Genomic DNA, 21,331 nt, shown 5'->3' with positions numbered 1-21,331 from the left:
TCTTCTTAGACACTTACTTCTTTCTTACCACGTTCTACCGTAATACCTGTCGTTTCTTCAAAATCATATAAATTTGTAGGTAAATCTGTAAATCGTTCAAGCTCGTTGTATGCTGGAATGCCATGGTAAGACATATCGAGACCCTCTTCCTCTTCCCGTTCGCTTGCCCGAAGCCCAACCGTTAGGTCGCATACCTTCGCCATAAATGTACCACCAATGAACCCCCAAACAATGACAACCACTGCACCAAGAAGCTGGACCCCAAGAAGACCAACATGACCTGTCGTAAGCAGCCCTTGTTTTGAATCAAATAAGCCAACCGCTATCGTTCCGAACACACCGTTAAAACCATGAACCGCTACTGCACCAACCGGATCATCAATTTTCAAATTATCAATAAACAACGTTGCATATATTACGATAATACCGCTAAGTAAACCAATAATAACTGCACTCCATTCGGAAATATAAGCACAGCCCGCTGTAACTGCCACTAATCCAGATAGCACACCATTAATCGTCATACTTGGATCAGCTTTTCCAAACTTCATTGTTGTTAAAAATAAAGCAACCGTACCACCGCTCGCAGCTGCTAGCATCGTATTGATAGCAATCGGAGCAAGAGCAGCGCTTGATGCATCTAATGTACTTCCAGCATTAAACCCAAACCAGCCAAACCATAGAATAAAAGCTCCCGCTGATGCAAGGGGAATATTACTTGGTGCAAATACATTTGCACTGCCATCTGTATTAAATCTACCTTTACGCGGTCCAAGATATTTCGCCATTGCTAAAGCAGCAAATCCACCTACGGCATGAATTGCAGCGGATCCCGCAAAATCCTTCATACCTAGCTTTGCAAGCCAGCCGTTACTATTCCAAATCCAATGGCCTGATAGTGGATACACAACGATTGTAATCAGGGCAGCCGTTACTAAGTATGCTTTAAAATTCATACGCTCTGCCACCGCACCAGAAACAATGGAAATACACGCTACCGCAAACCCAATTTGAAACAATACATAAGCAGCACTAGGCAGCGGAATCGAAAGAACAATGTGATCCGGACTACCGAATAAATTCGTACCAATTGCACCAAATGCATCCTTCCCATACATGACACCAAATCCAATGAGCCAATATGCCAGTGCACCGATGGTTAAATCCACAAAAATCTTCATCGTTACATTCACTGCATTTTTTGTCCGGACAAATCCCGACTCCAATAAGCTGAATCCGCCTTCCATAAACAAGATCATGGCTGCCGATAGGACAACCCAAATCGTATTCATATACAGTTGTTCCATCGTTGTCACTCTCCCCGCTCGACTAATTCGTCAATACTTTCGTCCATTTGTTTCGTACGAATGTTGTACGCTTCGTATACCGGAAACACAAAAATTTTGCCATCCCCATCTTCACCCGTATGCGCATGCTCCATTATCGCTTCAACGGTAGACATCACCATGTAATCGGAAAGAATAATTTCCAGCTTGACCTTCGGATGAAGCGTCACTTTATAATTCTTCCCACGATATACCCCCTGCTGATCCTTCTGCTTTCCTCTACCTACTACTTGAGATACAGTAAAGCCGGTAATTCCTATATTTCGCAAGCCTTTAATTGTCTCTGTAATTTTCTCTGGTCGAATAATTGCTTCAATCTTTTTCATCAATTCCACCATTCCTTGTTAGGTTTTCTAACATCTCATGATATTTATTATAACGGCGGATTATTCCCTGTCAACAAAAATTTGATAATTCGAAAATTCAAAAATATAATTCCGTTGTTTGTGGAATTACATAATCATTAAGATAGAAATAAAAAAGGACACGAACAAAGCTTTACGCATCGTTCCGTGTCCTCTATATATCTGATAGGATTTATATACATATCACTTTTTTTACTTTTTTAAAAATCTTTTCTAAATCTTGCAAGCCGAAGCTCCCATTTTACAAGAATAGACCAACAATAGTACCAGTTAAGATTGAACCCATTGTAGCAACTAACAATACCTTCAAACCTACTTTAGCAAGCTCAGAAGCCTTTTGTTGGCTGATAGCTTGTACAGTACCAAGGATGATACCAATCGAGCTGAAGTTTGCAAAGCTGATTAAGAATGCCGACACGATACCAACTGTCTTATGTGACATATGAGGAATCATTTTCATGAAATCAAGCATTGCAACGAATTCATTAGCCGCAACTTTAGTACCCATTACAGAACCTGCTTGTACGATTTCAGATGAAGGAATACCCATCATGTAAGCGATTGGAGCAAACCCATAACCTAAAACACTAGTGAAGCTAATTCCTAAGATTGAAGTAAAGATCCAGTTTACCATTGAAATTAAGCTAATGTAAGTGATAAGCATCGCACCCACTATCAATGCGGTCTTGCCTCCTAAAAGCGTCCAGTTACCAATTGCTTCAAACAGTGATTTCTCGGGGATCATTATTTCATTAAAATCGATTTCTTCATCGTTTGCTTCTTTACGAACTGGGCAAACAATTGAGCTGAAGATTAAACCAGAGAATACGTTGATTGGTAATGCTACTAAAACAAACTCTGCAGGGACCATGCTCATATATGCTCCCAAGATTGAAGCAGATACAGCTACTAGAGAAGATGTTACAACAATGAATAAACGGTTACCAGATAATTTAGGTATGAATGATTTTACTGAAAGGATTGCTGATGTATCTCCGAATACCATTGAGTTTACTGCTACGAAAGATTCAATTTTAGGTAAACCAGTTACTTTAGAAACAAATCCACCAATATATTTGATAGCTAGTGGTAAGATGCGAGTGTAAGTCAAGATGCCAAGGATTGCTGTTACAAATATGATTTGCATTAATACGTTTACGAAGAACAGTTGTTGCTTAGCTAATCCACCAAAAACGAAGCTGATTCCGTCTCCACCAAAGGATAATACTTTGTTGAATCCGTTTGTTACTGCTTGTAAGATTGATCGACCGATTGAAGTGTTAAGCATGAACCACGCAATGGATAACTGTAGACCCAACATAATACTGATTGCTCGAAGGTTGATACCTTTCTTGTCGTTTGACATTAACCAAGATAACCCAAATAATATAATAATACCTATAATAGCGATTAAAATCGACATTTAAATTCCTCCAAATTATAAAGATATAGTATTTTTTATGGAAAGATATAATGTTGATAGAATTATTAATTCAAATCTTTAAATGAAAAGCTTCCTGGCAGCAATTCGCTTATTTCTGTAAAGTCGCCTTTTAAGTTCGCCAGAGGAGTATCTTTCTCGCAAAATTCCGCTATAACTTGACGGCATGCCCCGCAAGGAGAAATAGGGCCGTCAGTGTCGCCGGCAAATACTGCAATGTCTTTTTCGCCTTCTGTAGCCACTTTAAATAAAGTTGTTCGTTCTGCACAGTTTTCTAGATTATTGGAAGCGCTATCAATATTGCTGCCAAGATATACTTGATCGCTTTTTGTTAATAAGCTTGCTTACGATCTTCAATTGCTTTATTGATAAGCACTGGATATCTATAAATTCTGCCTCCAATAGTGTATTTCATACGTGCTAGAGTTTGAATCAATATATCGTAAAGTATAATGTTGTAGGATGTATGACCTCTGACAATGATAAATATATCCGGGTTTTCGACATAAGTCAACAAAAAATGACAACGTTTTCAATAGGTAAAATTTGTGAACAATAAAAAAATCTTAAAATAAATGGGGTAGCACTAGCGAAGCTGTCACTACCCCTATATACGGTTATTTTCCGCCTAATAGCATTGTTGAATCACTTATATACAGCTTATTTACATCCTACATCGATTTCTCAAACATAATAATCTTCTATTATTTGGCTATAATTAGTTATTGATACCCCTTTCTTTATAGGTTACCATTATAGGAGTAACTTTTTTAAAAAAGAGGTGGGTAAATTTGAATAAACGTGTTTATTTATTGACGATCGTTTCATTTGTCGTTGGAATGGTCGAGTTGATCATAGGTGGGATATTGGACCTTATTTCAGAAGATCTAGGAGTAAGCCTCGGGAAAGCCGGATTCCTCATTACGGTGTTCTCCCTCGTTTTTGCGGTTGCAGCTCCCATTTTGCTGACGATAACAGCTCAAGTAGAGAGAAAGCGTTTAACCCTTGTAGCTTTATTGGTATTCTTAATAGGGAACGCATTGGTGATCGTGAGTCCTTCTTATACGATGCTATTAATCGCTCGGATCCTGTCTGCTGCAAGCGGTTCATTGCTCATCGTACTATGTGTAACAATTGCTTCAACAATTGTGGATGAAAAATACCGTGCTCGTGCAATCGGCGTCGTATTTATGGGAATAAGCGCCTCACTCGTACTTGGCATACCGATTGGCCTAATGCTCGGAAATGCTTTTGGCTGGCGTGCTCCGTTCATCTTGATTGTGGTGCTAACTGTTTTGTCCATACTCGGTGTATATTTCTTTATGGGACGGCTTGCTCCAAAACCAACGATCCCGATCAGACAACAGCTAGGTACATTAAAAGATCGAAGAGTATTGTTTGCTCAGTTGACTTCATTTCTATTCTTGGCTGGCCATCTTACTTTATACGGATATTTAACGCCTTTCCTAAAGATGGCGCTCGGGCTTAATGGTACATGGGTGAGCATCGTATACCTGATCTTCGGTGTAGCAGCCGTGTTCGGCGGCGGACTCGGAGGGATGCTTGCAGACCGGTTCGGCACGAAGCCAACCATTTTGGCTGTAATCGTATTATTTTGCATTTCAATCTTTATGATTCCCTATACAACGTTTGCTTTTCCGTTATTTTTAGCGGTCATGATCATGTGGAGCATGCTCAGCTGGGCGATCACCCCTGCTATGCAGAGTTATCTCATCGAGTCTTCTCCTGAAACATCGGATATCCAGCAAAGCTTAAATAATTCTGCGATACACTTTGGCATTGCTTTCGGGTCCATGATCGGCGGAATCGTGATTGAAAACGCGTCAGTAGAAATGAATGCAACAGTAGGCGGAGTGTTAGTCATACTAGCACTTGGAACAGCTGTTTTTTCAATGGCTAAAAAAGAGCGTTCTTCAAATGAGGAACATACAATTAGCTAGTGTTTTCCCATCATAAGAGAATTAAACCTCCAACGTAAAAAGAGCCTGTGTAGTCTATCGTACTACACAGGCTTTAAAAAATACTCAGAAAAAGTTAGCTACCTCGAGGAGTTTGTCAGCAGCCCCCTTTAACCTTCTTTTTTAATACCTTAACTTCATCAAAACACTTTTAATCTCTTCATCATTCATTATTAGATCGGAGTGCTTTTCTGTAATTTTGGCAAGTGCTACATCATGATAAAAGAACTCGATAAACACTTTGATAAACGGCCTCGATTTTGTTTTTAACGCCTGCCAGCTTTGATTTTCCATCCCTGCAAAAAGGACTTCTGTCTCATCCACGGCAACTAAGCGAAAACGTTCTAGCGAATAATGCTCCTGTGTGGGGATAACCGTATATACATGGGACAGATTGGACTTCAGCTCACCTACCACCAGAACTTCCACATCCACTCCCTGCTTCTCTTTTTCTTCAAGCAATGGCAGATAGTACAGAACGTCATCCTGCCAAGCGGAAACCTTTATGGATTTCTCCGCTCCTTGAAGAAGCTCTCTCGTTTGTGCACGGATAGACGAATCCACTTTTAAACTCCAGACATGTTCGTCATAGAACGCTCTCTTTGTGGTGTTTGTTTTTAATTTCTGAACGTTTTCCTGGAACTCAGTCGTCAGTTTTTCGATCACGATCGGCAACGGCAATGCGGTATACAGCTTTTTCTTCTCAGATACTGAATCAAGGACCATCCCTTTTTCGATCATGCGCGAGATTACCTCGTATATTTTAGATTTCGGTACACCTGAATATTTCACGATGTTCGTCGCATCCATTGGTTCCTCACTGGATGCAAGAACTTCAAAAACTTGACTTTCATACTGTGAAAACCCGAATTTTTGTAACATGGTTCCTCCTAAAAACGGTTTGGATAAGCATAACTACTACCTATAGTAGCATGTTTTCCAATCTTGCATCTTGTTTTTCAAAGTATCTTAGAACAATTTCACCTTTTATGTCAGCTTTTACGGTACGTGTTCTTTTTAATCGGTAGTTCATCAATCCTTATCATGATTTTTAGAAAGCCGATTATAGATAAACTATCCTATCACGCTACCTAAAACATAAGTAATCCAAAAACTCCACTGGAATTTTCCAGTGGTAAAATATAATAAAATGAGCCCTAGTACACTTCCGCATACACTTGCAAAAAGAAAAGGACACTTTTTATACTTTTTCAATCAATCCCCTCCCTTTGCAGATTTCCAAATTGAAAAGGACACTGAACAAGGCTTTACGTATCGTTCAGTGTCCTCCAAATGGATGGTGGGATTTATATACATATCACTTTTTTTACTCTTTTAAAAGTCTTTTCTAAATCTTGCAATATTACCTCATGATGATCGTCATGTATAAGTAATTCCATCTCAATTTTGTCCGGAATACATTCAGGGATAAAATCTTTATAAAGATCAATAAGGTGATTGTATAATGCTATGGTTTTATAAAATAACGCATTCAATTTTTTAAAGTATAATGAAGGACTATCTTCAGTAAATATTGTAATGTATTCACCTTTTAACTTTTCTTCAAAGTTTTCATTGTCTTCTAGATCAATAAAACAAGAACTGATTTTTAGTAAGTACTCCCTTAATTCATGAAAATCTGCTATAATTTCTTGTTCTTTACTAGGATCTATCTTTCCAAGATTTAAAAGTTTACGAGAAATTACAATATATTTTTCAAAGTAATGGATTGATCTATTAAATTTTAAAACAAATGATTTTTCATTTAATAGTATCGTTTTATTTAACGTCCACTTCGAAATAAAAAATGATATAAGTCCACCTACAAATGCTCCAAATGCTGAAGCAATAAAATTACTCCAAAAATATGGCATCTATTTACCCCCCACCTCATCAAATTCAACTTGCTTCCCCTTTCCATTACACAACAATGTGTTATATTTTATTATATCAATTTTAGGTTTACAGGAGATTGATTTATGCAAAAAACACCAGGTCGTTTAACAACACTTATAGTAACTGATAAACAAAAAAAGATTGCAGCCATTATGTAATAGCTACAATCCTAACCAAGAACCACAACTGTATTAAACAGCTTTGTCACATTTGCAAGATTGGCATACGCATTTTTCATCTGTACAATGATTTGCACATTCTTGACTACAATAAACTTTTCCTTCTACTTCTACTTTGTTTTCACCTACAAGACAATTACAATTAGGGCGTGCACACTTTTCCATCCTAAATCTCCTCCTATTTTGGCAAATCTTCCGTTAAACAAAGCCCCTGGTCCAAAAGGTTAATGACACACGTATCAACAATTCGGTACCGAATAAAATTACCTTCACGATACGAACGTATAATCCCTTTATCCACCAGGCGTTGAAGCTGGTTGGAAATGGCTTGAGGTTTCATTTCGAGCTGTCCGGCTATCTCACTAACGGATAAATTTGATTTTCGAACCAAAGCGTGTAAGATTCGAAGACGAGTCCCGTTTGATAAGATTTTAAATGTTTCACTTAAATTTTCGGCACTTTCTATATTCAATAAGGGACGTTCCGTTAGTTGAGGCTTAGGGGTACAACTACAGATCATTTTATCCATTGCATCCTCCTCCATTCCACAATTACATTATATAGTGTAATTGTTTATGATGTCTAGTTTGAAAAACAAAACTCCTGCTTTAAACAGGAGTTTTACTCAAACCTTATTAACTAACGTATATGTTCCGTATTTCTCCAGTTCGATTTTATAGCCAATGCATAGCCAAAACAGGAGAACAGTAAGATTGATGTACCTAAGTAAAAGCTTGTTTGAACTCCAAAGTTGTCAGATACCATACCCATTGTAATGGTAGAAAGTCCAAACATAACCGTTCCAACCATATCAGTCACGCTATATACTTTCGCAAGTTTCTTACGGTCCACATAAGTTTGCAGCATCGTTTGATAGGGAATGTTTACAAATTGCTCAAAAAAACCGTATAAAGCCGAAAATAGAAGACAGGCTATCGGTCCAATACCGATACCAAAAAGAAACGTGCTGCCTGCCATCATTGCACTTTCAAACAAAAGCACACCTCTTCTCGTACCAATTTGCTTACTGACCTTGATAATAAACAAACTTCCCAAAAGAAGTCCGCCCATATACGAAGCGTTAATATATCCCCACCAGACTTCCGACGTATGCAGTACCTTCTGTATGAAGACATATAAGATAGCTGCAATCCACACACCGCCTCCAAGCATACTAAGCCCACCGCTTATGGTTCCCCAAAACAAAAATGGCACACTCCCTATATATCGCCAGCCCTCGCTCAAGGACTCTCCCACATTCCGTTTTTCCCTTTTGTCATCAATACTTGGAAGTAGCAGCATCAAAATAGTAGAAGCCAAATAGAAGCAAACAATAAGCACGAGCGTATAGCTTACTCCAAAGAAAGCAACAATAATCCCGCCTAATGCCCAACCGCCTAATTGCACGCTCTGATCTACTGCAGCAACAAAACTATTCACCTTCATTAATAGATTCGTAGTAACTAAATAAGGTAGCATTGCATTCCGGCTCGCCGCAGCCCATCCATCAAAAAAAGAAATACAAACATGTAAAGCTAAAATAAGGTAGACTGATTGTCCAGCCATGCTAAAGGAAGATAAACACAGGATTAGAAGAAACACTGTCTTACCAACCTGTGAACTTACAAGCAATGACTTCAAACCATATTTATCTAAGAAAATAGGAGATACCATCCCGCTTAAAAACCGTGCGCTCATCGAAAGCAACGGAACAGCCGCCATAACAGACGCCTTCCCCGTCACCCTATACATCAGCGTCATCACAACCATAATCAGCAAAATATCAGCCGCATTCGCAGCGCTTTGACCGATCCATAAATAATGAAAAGAACGTTTCATATTTTTCCACCCTCGCTTTTTAAGGTAATAGATTTAGCGAAAATGGACTCACATTGGACTGACACCTCCTACATGAACCTCTCCTTGTTTCATAGAGCTTTATCGGAATTTGATTTTATTAAGCTCCCATCTTCTTTTTATCATTTCTCGCTTCTCAAAATGGTAGATAGATCTTAATAAAACAAATCATCTCATGTATCTTGTTTGAATATTATAATATTTCAGTTTTTTTGAAGCGCAAATGTAATTATATGTTAAAATTAAATACGGATCAATTAGAAAATAAGATGGTTTAAAAAATGGGGGAGATTATGGAACAATGGTTTGATGTTCAAACACTTATCTGGATGTTTCCTATTTTGTTTATTTTTCACGACTTTGAAGAAATTATTATGCTAGAGAAATTTCTTAATAAGAATTCAGGTATTTTTTATGAAAGATTACCAAAAAAATTGGCTGATAGAGTAATCAAGCAATTTTCTATGTCAACAGCACAGTTTGCAGTAGCAGTATTAGTTATATTTTTAGTTGTAAGTAGTTCAACTATTATGGCGAATCAATATGTGAATCAAAGAGCATTTGATAATATTTATTTTTTTATAATTGTTACGTTGGCTTTTTTTATACATGCCTTTACTCACATTGGTCAGTCTATATTTTTTCGTTCCATAACTCCGGGTGCATTTACATCAATGATTATCATCATTCCATACAGTTTAGTTTTGTATAATGCATTATTAGTTAATGAAATCATAACATGGAACATTATTTTTGTATGTTTACCCCTCGGTCTTTTAATTATTCCTTTAGCAATATTTGCTCATTGGATTGGGAAAAAAGTAGTATAAAAATTCTATTTATCTATTGCAAGTAGTACTTACGTTTAATAAAGAAAAAAAGACATATTATCTATTTACATTATAGCTTTTCTTTTCCTACCATTTTATTGTATACTCCTTAATAGAATATTATTTACATACGGGGCATTAGCTCAGCTGGGAGAGCGCTACGCTGGCAGCGTCGAGGTCAGGGGTTCGAGCCCCCTATGCTCCATCTAAAAAATGTTGATATAAAGCCATTCTTGATTAATTCAGGAGTGGCTTTATTAATTACCGGGAACATTCGCTAAATTGGGAAGATATTTATTATCACTTTCTATACATTCCTCTGACTTACAAATAATTTTTTTACATTGAGAAAAGTGATTAACACGCTTCATTAAAATTTGTATCGTATTATATAAATTTTGAAATTATTTTGTGTTCCTTTATTCAACAGAAGCACCTGTCGATGTCCATATCATTATTCCAGCTTTCTCGCAAAGTATACAGTACTCTTCTTGAAGTCTTTCAAATTCTTTTATTGAATCACTATGTATTTCAAGTTGTTTCTTATGAAACCAATCTTGAAATTCAATGACAATCCCTGCATATTCTGAAATCAATTGTAGTAGTTTTATGTTTTCTTCTTTCTCATTTAAATGATCCAATGATCAATTAAAGTTTTTGCAGCTGCCAAATAATTGTGGAGTAACCATAATATCTCTGTTAGAAAAGCCTCAAATTCGATTCTATTATCAACTGATGAAATTCTGAGAATATTCTAATTGATAAGAAATAAAAAGTCTCCATTACAAAATCAATGTAGGGAGACTTTAGTAACTTTTATGTGTAGGTGTAGTAAAATAGACTTTAGATACATTTGGTATATTACGTTTAATCTTATATAAATTATTTGCCAATTTTATATCTATTGTTAAAAAACTTAAATTAAATTGATTAGCAATAGAAGCATTTACTGCATCAGCTGAACCTAATATCTTGTATGTTTCTATTTGTTTCAGAGATGATTCTTTATTCCCATCAATTATTAATAGTACATCATTTTCAATCAAATTCTTTATGCCATCTACCGTTTCATCAATAACTACTTCAGCGTTTACTTTTGAAAAATCTATGTGAGTATGATTCTTTTTATAGTTTTCGAATGGTCTACCTGATAAAAAAGTTATCTCATTTAAAATTGTAGGATTAATAAATAAAAATAATGGCTTTTCGTCCGATTCATCATTCAAAATATAGCTCTCAAATAAATTTTTGACTGTGTTATGCCAAGTATCATATTGGTTGGCTAAAGCAAGTATAACTCCAGTATCTACCAATACCTTCTCGCCATCTTCAAATCCAGAAAAAGTATCATTATTGAAATCAGTTATGATCATTCTTCCATTCATCCTTAACAGCATTTAAATCTAATCTAGACGAAATAGAACCAATAAAATTTTTGAGTAATTCCTTTTTATCTTTGTTTAAAGGTTGGTATGGTTGATTGGATACTGTAGCGGCAGTCATATCCTTTTCCTCCCTGTTATTCGTCATATAAACACCCCCCTTATTATTTATAATAAGGGTAAGTGTTCCCATTAGCTATTATTAGTATACAAGAAATTATAACAATCATAAATAAATATTTTCATAAAATGGAATATTGTGTAATAAATTTGTGCATACTATAATTTTTAATCTTTCCAGCAATAAGAATAAATCTCTTAAGTTAACGGATTTCTCGGTACCTTGGTACCCTCTCAACTTTTATATAATGGCTTAGCGATAAAATCCCACAATCATTTACTCAAGATTTTTTGACTCTCTTTGCCCAAGTTCGTCCCGGATAAAAACAAAATTTTCTGAGTACGAAAGCTAAGTTATAAAAACTTAATCTATAAATTTTTTTTAGACACAATGATAGCATTACTGATAAGCCCTAGCCCTACACCTAACATCAACCCTACTCCACATCCAACAAGTGTATAAATCCACCCATCTTTTAGAAAAGTTGGTACACCACCGCTCATGAGAAATCCAAGCAATGCACCAATAGTTAATCCAAGAATAACGAAACCTCCGTAAAATAAGCCGACTTTTTCATAATATTCAGGTGTTAAATTTTCATAATATTGAAGATATTTCTCTTTCAAATCAGCATTATTTACGCTTTTACTTTCAAAGGCAAGTTGCTGCTTTGCTTTTTCAAAAGCATCTAGTTCACTCATACCCTGCGACATTAAATCCTCCATATAATCGCTCATATAAAGTAACATATCACCTTGCGCTTCTGCACTTTTATCAGATGTTCCTTTGAAAAGTGAAAGCTTCTCGGACACCTTTCCCATCGTTTGAACACCCTTCTTGCGTAATCTCTCAATATAGCTAAGCTCAGCATCACTCAAATAAAATTGTGATTGTTCTCGAGCAAAAATCTCCATTTTCTTCTTCGTTTCATTACTTATATTCATGATTCATGCCCTCCATTTTTTAATAATTGAATTCGTTCATTAATGAACTTCCATTTCTCCCAGAATTTCGCTAGTTCTTCCATTCCCACTTCGTTGAGCGAATAAAACTTACGCGGCGGTCCAATATCCGATGGTTTTTTTGTAATATGAACCATTTTTCCTCTTTCAAGCCGAACAAGAATTGTATACACGGTTCCTTCAGCTATGCCATCGAATCCAAGTTGCTGAAGCTTTTTCATAATTTCATATCCATATACTTCGCCTCGTCCGATAATTTCCAATATAATACCTTCTAAAATACCTTTAAGCATCTCGCTAAGATTTTCCAAATATATCTCACCACCATCTACTTTGTAACGCTAAGTACAGCTATATAGTATTACAAAGTAGTGAAAATGGCAATACCATTTCTCAAAGAAATAAAATAAGCTTACTTGATTGGTTTACCAACCTTTGAGGCTAAGTTATTGGTGACAACGTACATGTCAGGTTTAAAACAGCGTAACGCTTTGTTCATACGTTTTTTATTACAGGCTAATTTCATAATAGGGGGCTTTTTTTATGTTTGAAGATCCATGGCGGAAAAAAACCTTTATAAAAGGAAGTGCTACCGGCAAAATGCCATACGAAAAACAGACAAAAATGTAAAGATAGCTCTATGTAAAATTGACCGATGAAATAATCAATGTAATTGGACGTTCATGAATCCTTATCATGATTTTTAGAAGGCCGATTATAGATAAACCAGCCTATCACGCTACCTAAAATATAAGTAATCCAAAAACTCCACTGGAATTTTCCAGTGGTAAAATATAATAAAATGAGCCCTAGTTCACTTCCACATACACTTCCAAAAAGAAAAGGAAACTTTTTATGCTTCTTCAATTAATCCCCTCCTTCGATTAACATAACGTACGTTATTGGAATTCAAAATATTACTTTACAATGACTACAATAAAAATTACATACTTTGGAAAACTATCTAGAGAGGCAATGCTATAATGATTGAAAATAAGGAAATAGAAAAATAGGCATCTCTGTATTGCTTAACCGGGTATTACCACCTATCATATTCACAAATTCAATATGCTATCGTTCTGATAGATGTTAGAGTATAGCTAATTCAATTCGTCTATTTATCTATCGGAATCAATATTAATCAAGAAGAAGTAAATTACATATTTAAGCTATTCCTATAATATTTAAAACCCCTAAGAGAATTAGAAAAAGTCCGAGGAAAAACAAGAGAAATGGAAAAGACCAAACATCAGTAATAATTTCAAAAATAATGACAAAGGAAACTATCAAATAATTAATTTTTCGTTCATCTTTCATTTCACGTACTACATATACGATTACAGATATTATTGAAGCCAATCCAACAACTAGTAATAAGATTCCTAATATCATATTTAGATCCCCCACCTTTTAGGAATATTATACCAGAAAACTTATACTTTATTTACTGTTTTTTCTATATTTTTCCTACAACATTAGTCTGGACAACAATGTTGCTCATGCTGTTTAATGTGTTCTTCTTCATAAAGAGTGTTTCATATTCTATTTTCTATCTAAGTGTTGTTCGTTTTGAACATGAGTTTCATGTGCTTTTTTATTTCAAATAAAGCAGTAATTGGATAGAAACTACACACGAACAAGGAGGTTGTTCCATTGGAAAGCAATAATCTAAAACAAACAATTTATAATCTCGAGTGTAGTCATCTCAAGCCAGAGATTCGAGTGTCTGAAGAAGCGCTCTCAACTATACTTGCAGATGATTATTTTGAGATTGGGAGCTCGGGGAATGTTTGGAGAAGAAGCGACTATATCGGTGATGAACATCCTTTATCACCCGATTGCTTATTGATTTCCGATTTTGACATGCAAATCCTGTCGCCAGACTGCGTGTTAACAACGTATCGTATATTTAATGAAACTAAAGCAATAAAGACGATCCGTAGCTCCATTTGGCGAAAGAGAAATGGCACGTGGAAATTATTTTTTCACCAAGGAACAATTAGGAGTTAAATTCTTTCCTCCCCCTTTTCCTTTATAGATATAGAAAAAACACCTAAATAGGTGCTTTAGCGAACTGTATCAATCTATTTCCTTTACGGTTTAGAAAAAAGATAAAAACCACACGGCATGATTTTGTTCATCAGATGCTGCCCGGCGAAACTGTTTTTTTATAAAAGGATTTTTTGCTTTATCCGCAATATCTAAATAGAAATCTACCGTTTCTTGTTCGTCTTTAAATGCTGCCTTTACTCCTTGCTTATAGTCGGTTGCACAAGCTTCAGGCATTTGCGGAGTTGGCTGTCCACCGCTTAGAGATGTATAAATCTGTGAAATAGAATGAAAATGCCGAATTTCATCTTTTCGGATTTCGAGTATTCGGTTTCTTTCTTCCTCATTTGGAGCAAGTTTTGCCAGCTGCTCGTAGCATGTAATCGCACTGTATTCACCGTTAATTGCTTTCGCAAGATCCTGAATTAGCTCCTGGTCAGCCGAAGGACGAGCATAATAGTCATTCATATAGTACATGTACCGCTTCTCCCTTCCAGATTATTCTCCTTGTAGTGTATGCCAAGGTATGGGAGGGGAAAGTTGTACTTCGTTAAGTTTCCTCATCTTGTTTGAAGAAACACTATAGTACCAAACAATACTTAGAAAGATTTTATATATACTCTTTATTAAAGGGCACTTAAGCCTTAATGTTGCCTTCGAAAAAAGCTGTTCAACTTTATTTAAGTAAAACTCATGATTTCCCCATCATTTGGAATAATAACATTTTTGTATAAGCCCTTTTTGTTTATGTAATTATTTAGGTCAATCCTTTTGAGGCTACAATGATTAACTGCTTCTAAATGTACTGCAACCACTATTGAATTTGATATATTTGCGACTTTCAGTACATCTTCTTTGGTCATTGTGATAGGATTGCCAAAGATTAACTGTGCTTCTCCTGAATTTACTACTGTTACATCAGGTTGATAGTATTCTAAAACTTTTTCTACTACTTTGTTATACACTGTATCTCCCGCTATATAGAGTTTTTTCCCTTTTCGGTCTTCAAAAACAAAACCAGAAACCTTTCCCATTAAAAGACCAGCTAATCCTGTACCATGATTACCATTAACTCTATAAATCTTTATTCCTTCCCATTTGTGAAAATTGTCGATTGATGTTACGTTATTAAAACCCGATTTTCGAATTCTTATCTCATCCTGTGGTTGACAAAATAGTGGTATGTTTTTAGGAAGTATTTTTTTAGCCTCTTCATCAAAATGGTCAAAATGTCGATGAGTAATTAAAATTGCATCAATATCTGTTATTTTTTGCAATGAAACTGTCAAAGGTACAATTGGATTTCTTTTCTTGTTTCTTGTTAACGGTACAGTTTTTATACTACCAACTTCCCCAAGCATGGCGTCTATCAGAATTTTTTTACCATCTATATTAACCAAAAGCGTTGCATTTCTTATTAATTGTATTTCCAGCGTTTTCACCTTTTCTCTTTTATTTTGCTTTAAGTAAGAGTTCTTTTAGTCTCACAATAAAATCTTTTTCACTTTGTTCATCTGGAAAAGATCTTTTGGGAATCATACATGCCTTTATAGCGTTCAAAAAGATAATAATATAATCATCATTTTCTTCTACTTTGTCAATTAACGCTAATCGTACTGAAGATCGCTCTGTAGGGCTTTCTTCAATAATTTCTTTTTCCGTTACCGTTACTACACACTTACCTAATAAATTTGTATGCTTTCCTTCCCTCAGCATTTTCTTTGTCCTTCTCCGTATTATTCCGTAAAAATAGTTAGGCCAGAGTATAATCCATAATACAGCTGCGATAAAATAAACGAGAAATAAGCTTAATAATGGACTGTGCGTCGAATAGGATATGAAAAATGAAACAAGTATAAACAAAATAGGAATAAGAAAACGTTGTAGAATTAGAGATCGTTGTACTGTTTTTGAATGTTTTACAAAGTACAGCTGAAATGCAAGAAAATCTTCCTCTTTTAGCTCATATTCAACTCTCATAATTCCCCACCTTTTTTATTATTCTCGTAATTTATTTTTGTAAAAATTCCATTGAAACATTATTAAAAGTCACGAAAACAATCTTATGCAAACCAATAATAATCATCTTCAGTCGTATATCCTTTTTGTTCAAATCAGGAATGTCAGCTTCACACTAGAGTTTTTTTCACCGTCCTCTCCCACTTTTTGAATCTACTTTATTTTACTACCGTAATATGGGAATGAATATAAAAATTTACATTTTTATGAGGTGTGGCTGGATTCAGGTATGGATGCATCAAATCATCAAAAAAGTAAATCACATACTAACTGCAAGGACTTCTAATTCAAATCATAATAGGGAATACTACGATTACGCATTAATTGTAGGAGGAAATAAATTTGACTTTAAATAACAATGTATTGTCCATATTCGCCCTCGGTGGCATAAATGAAATTGGTAAAAACATGTATGTGGTTCAATATGCAAATGATCTCGTAATTATCGACTGTGGTGCTAAGTTTCCTGATGAAAGCTTATTAGGAATCGATTTGATTATCCCTGATATTTCCTACTTAGAGGATAATAAGGAAAAAATCAGAGCATTGCTTGTTACACATGGACACGAAGATCATATTGGCGGGATTCCCTATTTTATAAGAAAATTGAATATACCCATTTACGCAACACGTTTTACCCTTGGATTAATTGAATTAAAATTACAAGAGCACGGACTTTTAAGGGATAGTAAATTGTTTGAGATTGATTCAAATTCAAATCATACGTTTGGAGAAATTCGGACTACTTTTTTTAAAACGAGTCATAGTATTCCTGATTGTCTAGGTATTGTCTTACATACACCAGAAGGAAATGTCGTACATACCGGTGACTTTAAATTTGATTTAACTCCTGTTAATAACCAATATTCTGATATTCATAAAATGGCGGCAATTGGAGAGCAAGGTGTGTTGGCTCTTATCTCAGAGAGTACGAATGCAGAACGTCCTGGCTCTACCCCATCCGAACGACTCGTAGGAAACCATATTGAAGAAGCTTTCTTGAGTGCTAAGCGGAAAATTGTTATCTCTACCTTTGCTTCGAATGTGAATCGTGTTCAGCAAGTCGTTGCTGCAGCATTAAAAACAAATCGAAAGCTAGCGTTGCTTGGTAGAAGTATGGTGAATGTCGTTTCTGTTGCCATGAATCGCGGATATGTGCAGATTCCTGATGACCTGCTCATTGAACCACAAGAAATTAAGCAATTACCTCCTGAAAACGTGGCAATCCTATGTACTGGGTGTCAAGGAGAACCGATGGCTGCCCTTGCACGTCTTGCAAGTTCTAACTACCGGGATGTAGACATCCTACCTGAGGATACCGTTATTATTGCCGCAACCCCAATACCTGGGAATGAACGAAGTGTTTCACGAATCGTGGACAACTTATTTCTACTTGGTGCAAGAGTGATATACGGTCCTTCAAATCGAACAGGTATGCATGTTTCTGGACATGGCTATCAGGAAGATTTAAAACTTATGCTTACATTGATAAAACCAACCTACTTAATTCCCGTTCATGGTGAATTTAGAATGTTGCATCTGCATCGCTTGCTAGCAGAATCTGTAGGAGTCATGAAGGAAAATACGTTTATTATAAATAATGGTGATGTTGTTGATTTTGAAAACAAGAAAGCTCGTCAAACTCGGAAAATACCTTCAGGAGATACTTACGTAGACGGAATGGGTGTAGGTGATGTTGGAAATATTATACTGCGAGACCGTAAACAGCTGTCTGAAGATGGAATGCTGGTAATTGTAATAACCCTAAGCAAATCAGATAAAAAAATGATTTCTGGTCCTGATACCATTTCTCGTGGATTCGTAATTACAACTGATTCCGAAGATCTCTTAAAAAATGTGAATCGCATCGTGAAAACAACAGTTAACAACTTGCTAGAAGAGAATATAAAGCAAAGAAATAATATGAAACAACAAATTAAAAAAGCAATAGGACAATATGTATATACCCAAACGAAGAGAAAGCCGATGATTCTTCCCATTATAATTGAAATTTAAATAAAGGTGATTGGTACAAAAGCAACAATTTTAATAGACAACTCATACCGATACTTGCTACAAGGATATGGAAAGAGATAAGAGTGGAAAAACAGAGGTTAACGGCGGATCAGATAGTTTTAACGGCGAAACTGAGGTGTTTAACGGCGAAACTGAGGTGTTTAACGGCGAAAATCGATGGTGTTACGGCGAAACCGAGGTGTTTAACGGCGAAAAACCAAGGTGTATCGGCGAAATCGGATGAGGTAACGGTAAAAGGAGCGCGGAAACAAGAGGAAAACAGGATCTCACCAGAAGTTTAACGGCAGAACTGATGTATGTAACACATAACGAAAAACGCCCTGCTTTGTCGACAAAGCAGGGCATTTCTCATTTGTGATACTTTATTGCAATGCAATACAAATATTTTTTGCTTCTGTAAAGAATTCAAGACTGTGATGGCCACCTTCTCGTCCAATCCCGCTCTTCTTAAATCCACCGAATGGAGCACGGAGGTCACGAACAAACCAACAGTTAACCCAGATGGTTCCTGCACGAACGTGGTGAGATATACGGTGTGCCTGCTGTAAATTATCGGTCCAGATTACCCCATTTAATCCGTACTCGGTTCCATTTGCAATTTCAAGCGCCTCTTCTTCTGTGTCAAAAGGAATTAACGTAACAATAGGTCCAAAAATCTCTTCTTGACTAATTCGTGCATTTGGATCCTCTTGGATATAAATTGTAGGTTCTAAGTAGTAGCCATCCTTTAAATAATCCGGAAGATTTGGACGCTTTCCGCCGTACACCAATGTTGAATTTTCTTTCTTAGCGATTTCTAAATAGCTTGTAACTTTCTTGTAGTGCTCTTCACTTACAACGGGTCCCATATTCGTTGAAATATCTTGCGGATCTCCTACTTTAAGTTCAGCTGCTGCCTTTTTAAAGCGCTCAACAAATTCATCAAAGATAGAGCGCTGAACTAAAATTCTGGAACCAGCTAGACACACTTGGCCTGAATTTAAGAAAGCTGCTTGAATAGAAACAGGGATTGCTTTATCCAAATTCGCATCTTCAAATATGATATTTGCTGCCTTTCCTCCTAATTCAAAGGAAACACGCTTTAGCGAATCTGCCCCATTTTTCATAATTGCTTTTCCCGTACTCGTTTCTCCTGTAAAAGAGATAAGATCTACATCTGGATGAGTAGTCATGAATTCTCCGGCAGAATTCGGTCCAAATCCTTGCACTACATTCACGACTCCATCCGGGATTCCTGCATCTTTGGCGATTTCCCCTAGGAGGGATACAGTTAAAGGTGTCATCTCTGCTGGTTTAATAACTGCTGTATTTCCTGATGCAAGGCACGGTCCTAGTTTCCATGTTGTTAGCATAAACGGGAGATTCCAAGGAGTAATAAGTGCAGCTACTCCGACAGGCTCATAACGAGTATAGTTTAAATATTCTTCCCCCATCGGATAGACTTCTCCGCCTTGTTTCTCCATAAAGTCCGCAAAAAACTTTAAGTTATGGGCGGCTCTTGGAATTTCCATATTAAGTGCGACAGGGTATGGCTTTCCGACATCCAATGCTTCTAAGCGTGCCAATTCTTCTTTTCGTTCAATAATAATTTCAGCCATTCGGCGAATTTTTGCACAGCGCTCCTCTACAGACATCGTACGCCATGGTCCTTCCTCAAACGCTCGTCTAGCCACTCGGCACGCACGGTCTACATCTTCATATGTAGCTTCGTGTACACGGGCAATGACTTCTTGTGTTGCTGGATTTTTCACTTCAAACATAGAATTGTTGCTAGATTCTACATATTCTCCATCAATAAAGAGTTTCACTTCCCGCATATTCGTTTGTACATGCTTCACATCTTTCACTCCTTTGTTTTTTCTTTTCGTTTTTTCACGGATTCTCCTGCAATTCCCCAATGTTCTGGCGGCATCTCCTGGATAAGCACACGGACATTTTCTACTGGAGACTCTAATACTTCCGCAACAAGATGAGTGACTTCATGTATTAATCGTTCTTTTTTCTCAGGCGACCGCCCTTGTAATATATTGATTTGAATAAATGGCATGTGTTGCCCCCCTCTCAATAATGAAATATTTATTTTATAAAGGATGCTTCTAATACACCGATTCCGTCAAAGCTGACAGAGAAGTGATCTCCAGGCGAGAATGAAGAAGCTCCAGATAGCGCACCACTTAGAACAATCTCGCCAGGCTTAATGCTCTGACCCCTTTTCACTAATTTCGTAGCCATCCAAGCAATCGCTCTTGCAGGATGACCCATTACAGAGGCCCCTGTACTTGTGGCCAAAATTTCTCCATTCTTTTTAAACACCATACCCATTAAGCGTAAATCTACATCATCGACCCTATAAAGCTTTTCCCCTACTATATAACGTGAGGAGGAAGAGTTATCGGCAATAACATCAGAAAGAGTAAAATTAAAATTACGATATCGACTATCAATGATCTCCATTGCTGGGGCTATATAGGCAGTTGCTGCCAAGATATCTGCTACGGAAACAATGGGCCCTTTCACTTCTTTATCGAAAATAAAGGCAATTTCAGGCTCAATTTTCGCATGGATAAAGGGTTTCATAGAGATAGGCTCTCCTTCAGGCAATTGCATGTTCTCGAGCAGCACACCATATGTCGGCTCATGGACCCCCATCATTTCCTGCTTCGCACGACTTGTTAATCCTAGTTTTCGCCCAGCTATTTTCGTTTTTTCTTCCGTACACTTTCTTTCTATTAATTTATCTTGAATTTCATACGCTAATTCAGCATCAAGCTCTGGAAACTGGTTGACGAATTTTTCAACCTCATAGCCATCCCGCTCTGCTTTATATAGCTCATAGGAAATATGGTCAATAACATCGGTTTTAATCAT

The 21,331-nt window shown here is 36.6% G+C and carries 25 protein-coding genes, 1 tRNA gene and 1 pseudogene; 6 read left to right on the top strand and 21 right to left on the bottom strand.

The window, feature by feature from the left end:
• Positions 1–5 precede the first annotated feature (5 nt).
• From ACM5BR_RS02665 to ACM5BR_RS02650, 4 genes and pseudogenes are all read right to left on the bottom strand, one after another.
• Positions 6–1,307 (bottom strand): ammonium transporter, encoded by a 1,302-nt coding sequence (locus ACM5BR_RS02665; protein WP_416825641.1) that lies wholly within the window; start codon positions 1,305–1,307, stop codon positions 6–8.
• 5 nt (positions 1,308–1,312) lie between these two features.
• The gene (locus ACM5BR_RS02660; protein ID WP_416825640.1) at positions 1,313–1,672 is read right to left on the bottom strand and encodes a P-II family nitrogen regulator; all 360 of its coding nucleotides are present in this window, start codon (positions 1,670–1,672) and stop codon (positions 1,313–1,315) included.
• 280 nt (positions 1,673–1,952) lie between these two features.
• On the bottom strand, positions 1,953–3,134 hold the full coding sequence (locus tag ACM5BR_RS02655) for a NupC/NupG family nucleoside CNT transporter (protein ID WP_416825639.1): 1,182 nt from the start codon (positions 3,132–3,134) through the stop codon (positions 1,953–1,955).
• A gap of 65 nt (positions 3,135–3,199) precedes the next feature.
• Positions 3,200–3,496 (bottom strand): annotated as a pseudogene (locus ACM5BR_RS02650) (cytidine deaminase); the annotation flags it as partial.
• Between the two features lie 447 nt (positions 3,497–3,943).
• Here ACM5BR_RS02650 and ACM5BR_RS02645 point away from each other — a divergent pair.
• Positions 3,944–5,113: an MFS transporter gene (locus ACM5BR_RS02645; RefSeq protein ID WP_416825638.1), complete on the top strand. Its 1,170-nt coding sequence runs from the start codon at positions 3,944–3,946 to the stop codon at positions 5,111–5,113.
• A gap of 141 nt (positions 5,114–5,254) precedes the next feature.
• On the opposite strand, the gene ACM5BR_RS02640 is transcribed toward ACM5BR_RS02645, so the two are convergent.
• The 5 genes from ACM5BR_RS02640 to ACM5BR_RS02620 all read right to left on the bottom strand — a co-directional run bounded on the left by ACM5BR_RS02640 (position 5,255) and on the right by ACM5BR_RS02620 (position 9,045).
• Positions 5,255–6,013: a TrmB family transcriptional regulator gene (locus ACM5BR_RS02640; RefSeq protein ID WP_416825637.1), complete on the bottom strand. Its 759-nt coding sequence runs from the start codon at positions 6,011–6,013 to the stop codon at positions 5,255–5,257.
• A gap of 425 nt (positions 6,014–6,438) precedes the next feature.
• Positions 6,439–7,005, bottom strand: coding sequence for a hypothetical protein (locus ACM5BR_RS02635; protein ID WP_416825636.1), 567 nt, complete (start codon positions 7,003–7,005; stop codon positions 6,439–6,441).
• 213 nt (positions 7,006–7,218) lie between these two features.
• Positions 7,219–7,371 (bottom strand): metallothionein, encoded by a 153-nt coding sequence (locus ACM5BR_RS02630; RefSeq protein ID WP_416825635.1) that lies wholly within the window; start codon positions 7,369–7,371, stop codon positions 7,219–7,221.
• Positions 7,372–7,384: 13 nt separating this feature from the next.
• Positions 7,385–7,726, bottom strand: coding sequence for an ArsR/SmtB family transcription factor (locus ACM5BR_RS02625; RefSeq protein ID WP_416827815.1), 342 nt, complete (start codon positions 7,724–7,726; stop codon positions 7,385–7,387).
• A 119-nt stretch (positions 7,727–7,845) separates the two neighbouring features.
• Positions 7,846–9,045 carry an MFS transporter gene (locus ACM5BR_RS02620; RefSeq protein WP_416825634.1) on the bottom strand — a complete coding sequence of 400 codons (1,200 nt, stop codon included), beginning with the start codon at positions 9,043–9,045 and terminating at the stop codon, positions 7,846–7,848.
• A gap of 311 nt (positions 9,046–9,356) precedes the next feature.
• Here ACM5BR_RS02620 and ACM5BR_RS02615 point away from each other — a divergent pair, with 311 nt between their 5' ends.
• Entirely contained in the window at positions 9,357–9,893 is a 537-nt protein-coding gene (locus ACM5BR_RS02615; RefSeq protein ID WP_416825633.1) for an HXXEE domain-containing protein, read from the top strand.
• A gap of 132 nt (positions 9,894–10,025) precedes the next feature.
• Positions 10,026–10,098 (top strand) — tRNA-Ala (locus ACM5BR_RS02610).
• A 601-nt stretch (positions 10,099–10,699) separates the two neighbouring features.
• Here ACM5BR_RS02610 and ACM5BR_RS02605 read toward each other — a convergent pair.
• The 6 genes from ACM5BR_RS02605 to ACM5BR_RS02580 form a co-directional block, all read right to left on the bottom strand.
• Positions 10,700–11,266 (bottom strand): hypothetical protein, encoded by a 567-nt coding sequence (locus ACM5BR_RS02605; RefSeq protein WP_416825632.1) that lies wholly within the window; start codon positions 11,264–11,266, stop codon positions 10,700–10,702.
• Positions 11,253–11,423 (bottom strand): hypothetical protein, encoded by a 171-nt coding sequence (locus ACM5BR_RS02600; RefSeq protein ID WP_416825631.1) that lies wholly within the window; start codon positions 11,421–11,423, stop codon positions 11,253–11,255. Before ACM5BR_RS02600 ends, ACM5BR_RS02605 begins: the two co-directional genes overlap by 14 nt.
• Positions 11,424–11,764: 341 nt before the next feature.
• Positions 11,765–12,340, bottom strand: a complete 576-nt coding sequence (locus tag ACM5BR_RS02595; protein ID WP_416825630.1) for a hypothetical protein — start codon at positions 12,338–12,340, stop codon at positions 11,765–11,767.
• Entirely contained in the window at positions 12,337–12,669 is a 333-nt protein-coding gene (locus ACM5BR_RS02590) for a PadR family transcriptional regulator (protein WP_416825629.1), read from the bottom strand. The genes ACM5BR_RS02595 and ACM5BR_RS02590 overlap by 4 nt, the downstream gene beginning before the upstream one ends.
• 370 nt (positions 12,670–13,039) lie before the next feature.
• Entirely contained in the window at positions 13,040–13,225 is a 186-nt protein-coding gene (locus tag ACM5BR_RS02585) for a hypothetical protein (protein ID WP_416825628.1), read from the bottom strand.
• A 297-nt stretch (positions 13,226–13,522) separates the two neighbouring features.
• Complete coding sequence (locus ACM5BR_RS02580; protein ID WP_416825627.1) at positions 13,523–13,750, bottom strand: hypothetical protein; 228 nt, start codon at positions 13,748–13,750, stop codon at positions 13,523–13,525.
• A gap of 261 nt (positions 13,751–14,011) precedes the next feature.
• Between ACM5BR_RS02580 and ACM5BR_RS02575 the strand changes: the two genes are divergently transcribed.
• Positions 14,012–14,368: a nuclear transport factor 2 family protein gene (locus ACM5BR_RS02575; protein WP_416825626.1), complete on the top strand. Its 357-nt coding sequence runs from the start codon at positions 14,012–14,014 to the stop codon at positions 14,366–14,368.
• Between the two features lie 90 nt (positions 14,369–14,458).
• On the opposite strand, the gene ACM5BR_RS02570 is transcribed toward ACM5BR_RS02575, so the two are convergent.
• The 3 genes from ACM5BR_RS02570 to ACM5BR_RS02560 all read right to left on the bottom strand — a co-directional run bounded on the left by ACM5BR_RS02570 (position 14,459) and on the right by ACM5BR_RS02560 (position 16,387).
• Positions 14,459–14,884 (bottom strand): ferritin-like domain-containing protein, encoded by a 426-nt coding sequence (locus ACM5BR_RS02570; protein ID WP_416825625.1) that lies wholly within the window; start codon positions 14,882–14,884, stop codon positions 14,459–14,461.
• Between the two features lie 203 nt (positions 14,885–15,087).
• Complete coding sequence (locus tag ACM5BR_RS02565) at positions 15,088–15,849, bottom strand: MBL fold metallo-hydrolase (protein WP_416825624.1); 762 nt, start codon at positions 15,847–15,849, stop codon at positions 15,088–15,090.
• A 10-nt stretch (positions 15,850–15,859) separates the two neighbouring features.
• The gene (locus tag ACM5BR_RS02560) at positions 15,860–16,387 is read right to left on the bottom strand and encodes a YcxB family protein (protein ID WP_416825623.1); all 528 of its coding nucleotides are present in this window, start codon (positions 16,385–16,387) and stop codon (positions 15,860–15,862) included.
• A gap of 381 nt (positions 16,388–16,768) precedes the next feature.
• Between ACM5BR_RS02560 and ACM5BR_RS02555 the strand changes: the two genes are divergently transcribed.
• Positions 16,769–18,442, top strand: a complete 1,674-nt coding sequence (locus tag ACM5BR_RS02555) for a ribonuclease J (RefSeq protein ID WP_416825622.1) — start codon at positions 16,769–16,771, stop codon at positions 18,440–18,442.
• 83 nt (positions 18,443–18,525) lie between these two features.
• The gene (locus ACM5BR_RS02550; RefSeq protein WP_416825621.1) at positions 18,526–18,744 is read left to right on the top strand and encodes a hypothetical protein; all 219 of its coding nucleotides are present in this window, start codon (positions 18,526–18,528) and stop codon (positions 18,742–18,744) included.
• Positions 18,745–18,825: 81 nt separating this feature from the next.
• On the opposite strand, the gene ACM5BR_RS02545 is transcribed toward ACM5BR_RS02550, so the two are convergent.
• The 3 genes from ACM5BR_RS02545 to ACM5BR_RS02535 are packed head-to-tail and all read right to left on the bottom strand — an operon-like array spanning position 18,826 to position 21,331.
• Positions 18,826–20,301 (bottom strand): aldehyde dehydrogenase, encoded by a 1,476-nt coding sequence (locus tag ACM5BR_RS02545; protein WP_416825620.1) that lies wholly within the window; start codon positions 20,299–20,301, stop codon positions 18,826–18,828.
• A gap of 5 nt (positions 20,302–20,306) precedes the next feature.
• Positions 20,307–20,510 carry a 2-hydroxymuconate tautomerase gene (locus ACM5BR_RS02540; RefSeq protein ID WP_416825619.1) on the bottom strand — a complete coding sequence of 68 codons (204 nt, stop codon included), beginning with the start codon at positions 20,508–20,510 and terminating at the stop codon, positions 20,307–20,309.
• Positions 20,511–20,539: 29 nt separating this feature from the next.
• Positions 20,540–21,331, bottom strand: a complete 792-nt coding sequence (locus tag ACM5BR_RS02535) for a 2-keto-4-pentenoate hydratase (protein WP_416825618.1) — start codon at positions 21,329–21,331, stop codon at positions 20,540–20,542.

The sequence above is a fragment of the Ectobacillus polymachus genome (assembly GCF_048159605.1).
Classification (GTDB): Bacteria; Bacillota; Bacilli; order Bacillales; family Bacillaceae_G; genus Ectobacillus; species Ectobacillus polymachus.
The sequence above is the reverse complement of the archived record's forward strand: the minus strand, read 5'-3'. Positions and strand labels throughout refer to the sequence as shown.

Excerpts from the sequence above, each read along its gene's own strand:
- ACM5BR_RS02620 (WP_416825634.1), bottom strand. The coding sequence starts at position 9,045 with ATGAAACGTTCTTTTCATTATTTATGGATCGGTCAAAGCGCTGCGAAT.
- ACM5BR_RS02615 (WP_416825633.1), top strand. The coding sequence starts at position 9,357 with ATGGAACAATGGTTTGATGTTCAAACACTTATCTGGATGTTTCCTATT.
- ACM5BR_RS02635 (WP_416825636.1), bottom strand. The coding sequence starts at position 7,005 with ATGCCATATTTTTGGAGTAATTTTATTGCTTCAGCATTTGGAGCATTT.
- ACM5BR_RS02560 (WP_416825623.1), bottom strand. The coding sequence starts at position 16,387 with ATGAGAGTTGAATATGAGCTAAAAGAGGAAGATTTTCTTGCATTTCAG.
- ACM5BR_RS02535 (WP_416825618.1), bottom strand. The coding sequence starts at position 21,331 with ATGATTAAAACCGATGTTATTGACCATATTTCCTATGAGCTATATAAA.
- ACM5BR_RS02605 (WP_416825632.1), bottom strand. The coding sequence starts at position 11,266 with ATGATCATAACTGATTTCAATAATGATACTTTTTCTGGATTTGAAGAT.
- ACM5BR_RS02640 (WP_416825637.1), bottom strand. The coding sequence starts at position 6,013 with ATGTTACAAAAATTCGGGTTTTCACAGTATGAAAGTCAAGTTTTTGAA.
- ACM5BR_RS02665 (WP_416825641.1), bottom strand. The coding sequence starts at position 1,307 with ATGGAACAACTGTATATGAATACGATTTGGGTTGTCCTATCGGCAGCC.
- ACM5BR_RS02630 (WP_416825635.1), bottom strand. The coding sequence starts at position 7,371 with ATGGAAAAGTGTGCACGCCCTAATTGTAATTGTCTTGTAGGTGAAAAC.
- ACM5BR_RS02625 (WP_416827815.1), bottom strand. The coding sequence starts at position 7,726 with ATGATCTGTAGTTGTACCCCTAAGCCTCAACTAACGGAACGTCCCTTA.
- ACM5BR_RS02600 (WP_416825631.1), bottom strand. The coding sequence starts at position 11,423 with ATGACGAATAACAGGGAGGAAAAGGATATGACTGCCGCTACAGTATCC.
- ACM5BR_RS02655 (WP_416825639.1), bottom strand. The coding sequence starts at position 3,134 with ATGTCGATTTTAATCGCTATTATAGGTATTATTATATTATTTGGGTTA.
- ACM5BR_RS02540 (WP_416825619.1), bottom strand. The coding sequence starts at position 20,510 with ATGCCATTTATTCAAATCAATATATTACAAGGGCGGTCGCCTGAGAAA.
- ACM5BR_RS02595 (WP_416825630.1), bottom strand. The coding sequence starts at position 12,340 with ATGAATATAAGTAATGAAACGAAGAAGAAAATGGAGATTTTTGCTCGA.
- ACM5BR_RS02580 (WP_416825627.1), bottom strand. The coding sequence starts at position 13,750 with ATGATATTAGGAATCTTATTACTAGTTGTTGGATTGGCTTCAATAATA.
- ACM5BR_RS02570 (WP_416825625.1), bottom strand. The coding sequence starts at position 14,884 with ATGTACTATATGAATGACTATTATGCTCGTCCTTCGGCTGACCAGGAG.
- ACM5BR_RS02660 (WP_416825640.1), bottom strand. The coding sequence starts at position 1,672 with ATGAAAAAGATTGAAGCAATTATTCGACCAGAGAAAATTACAGAGACA.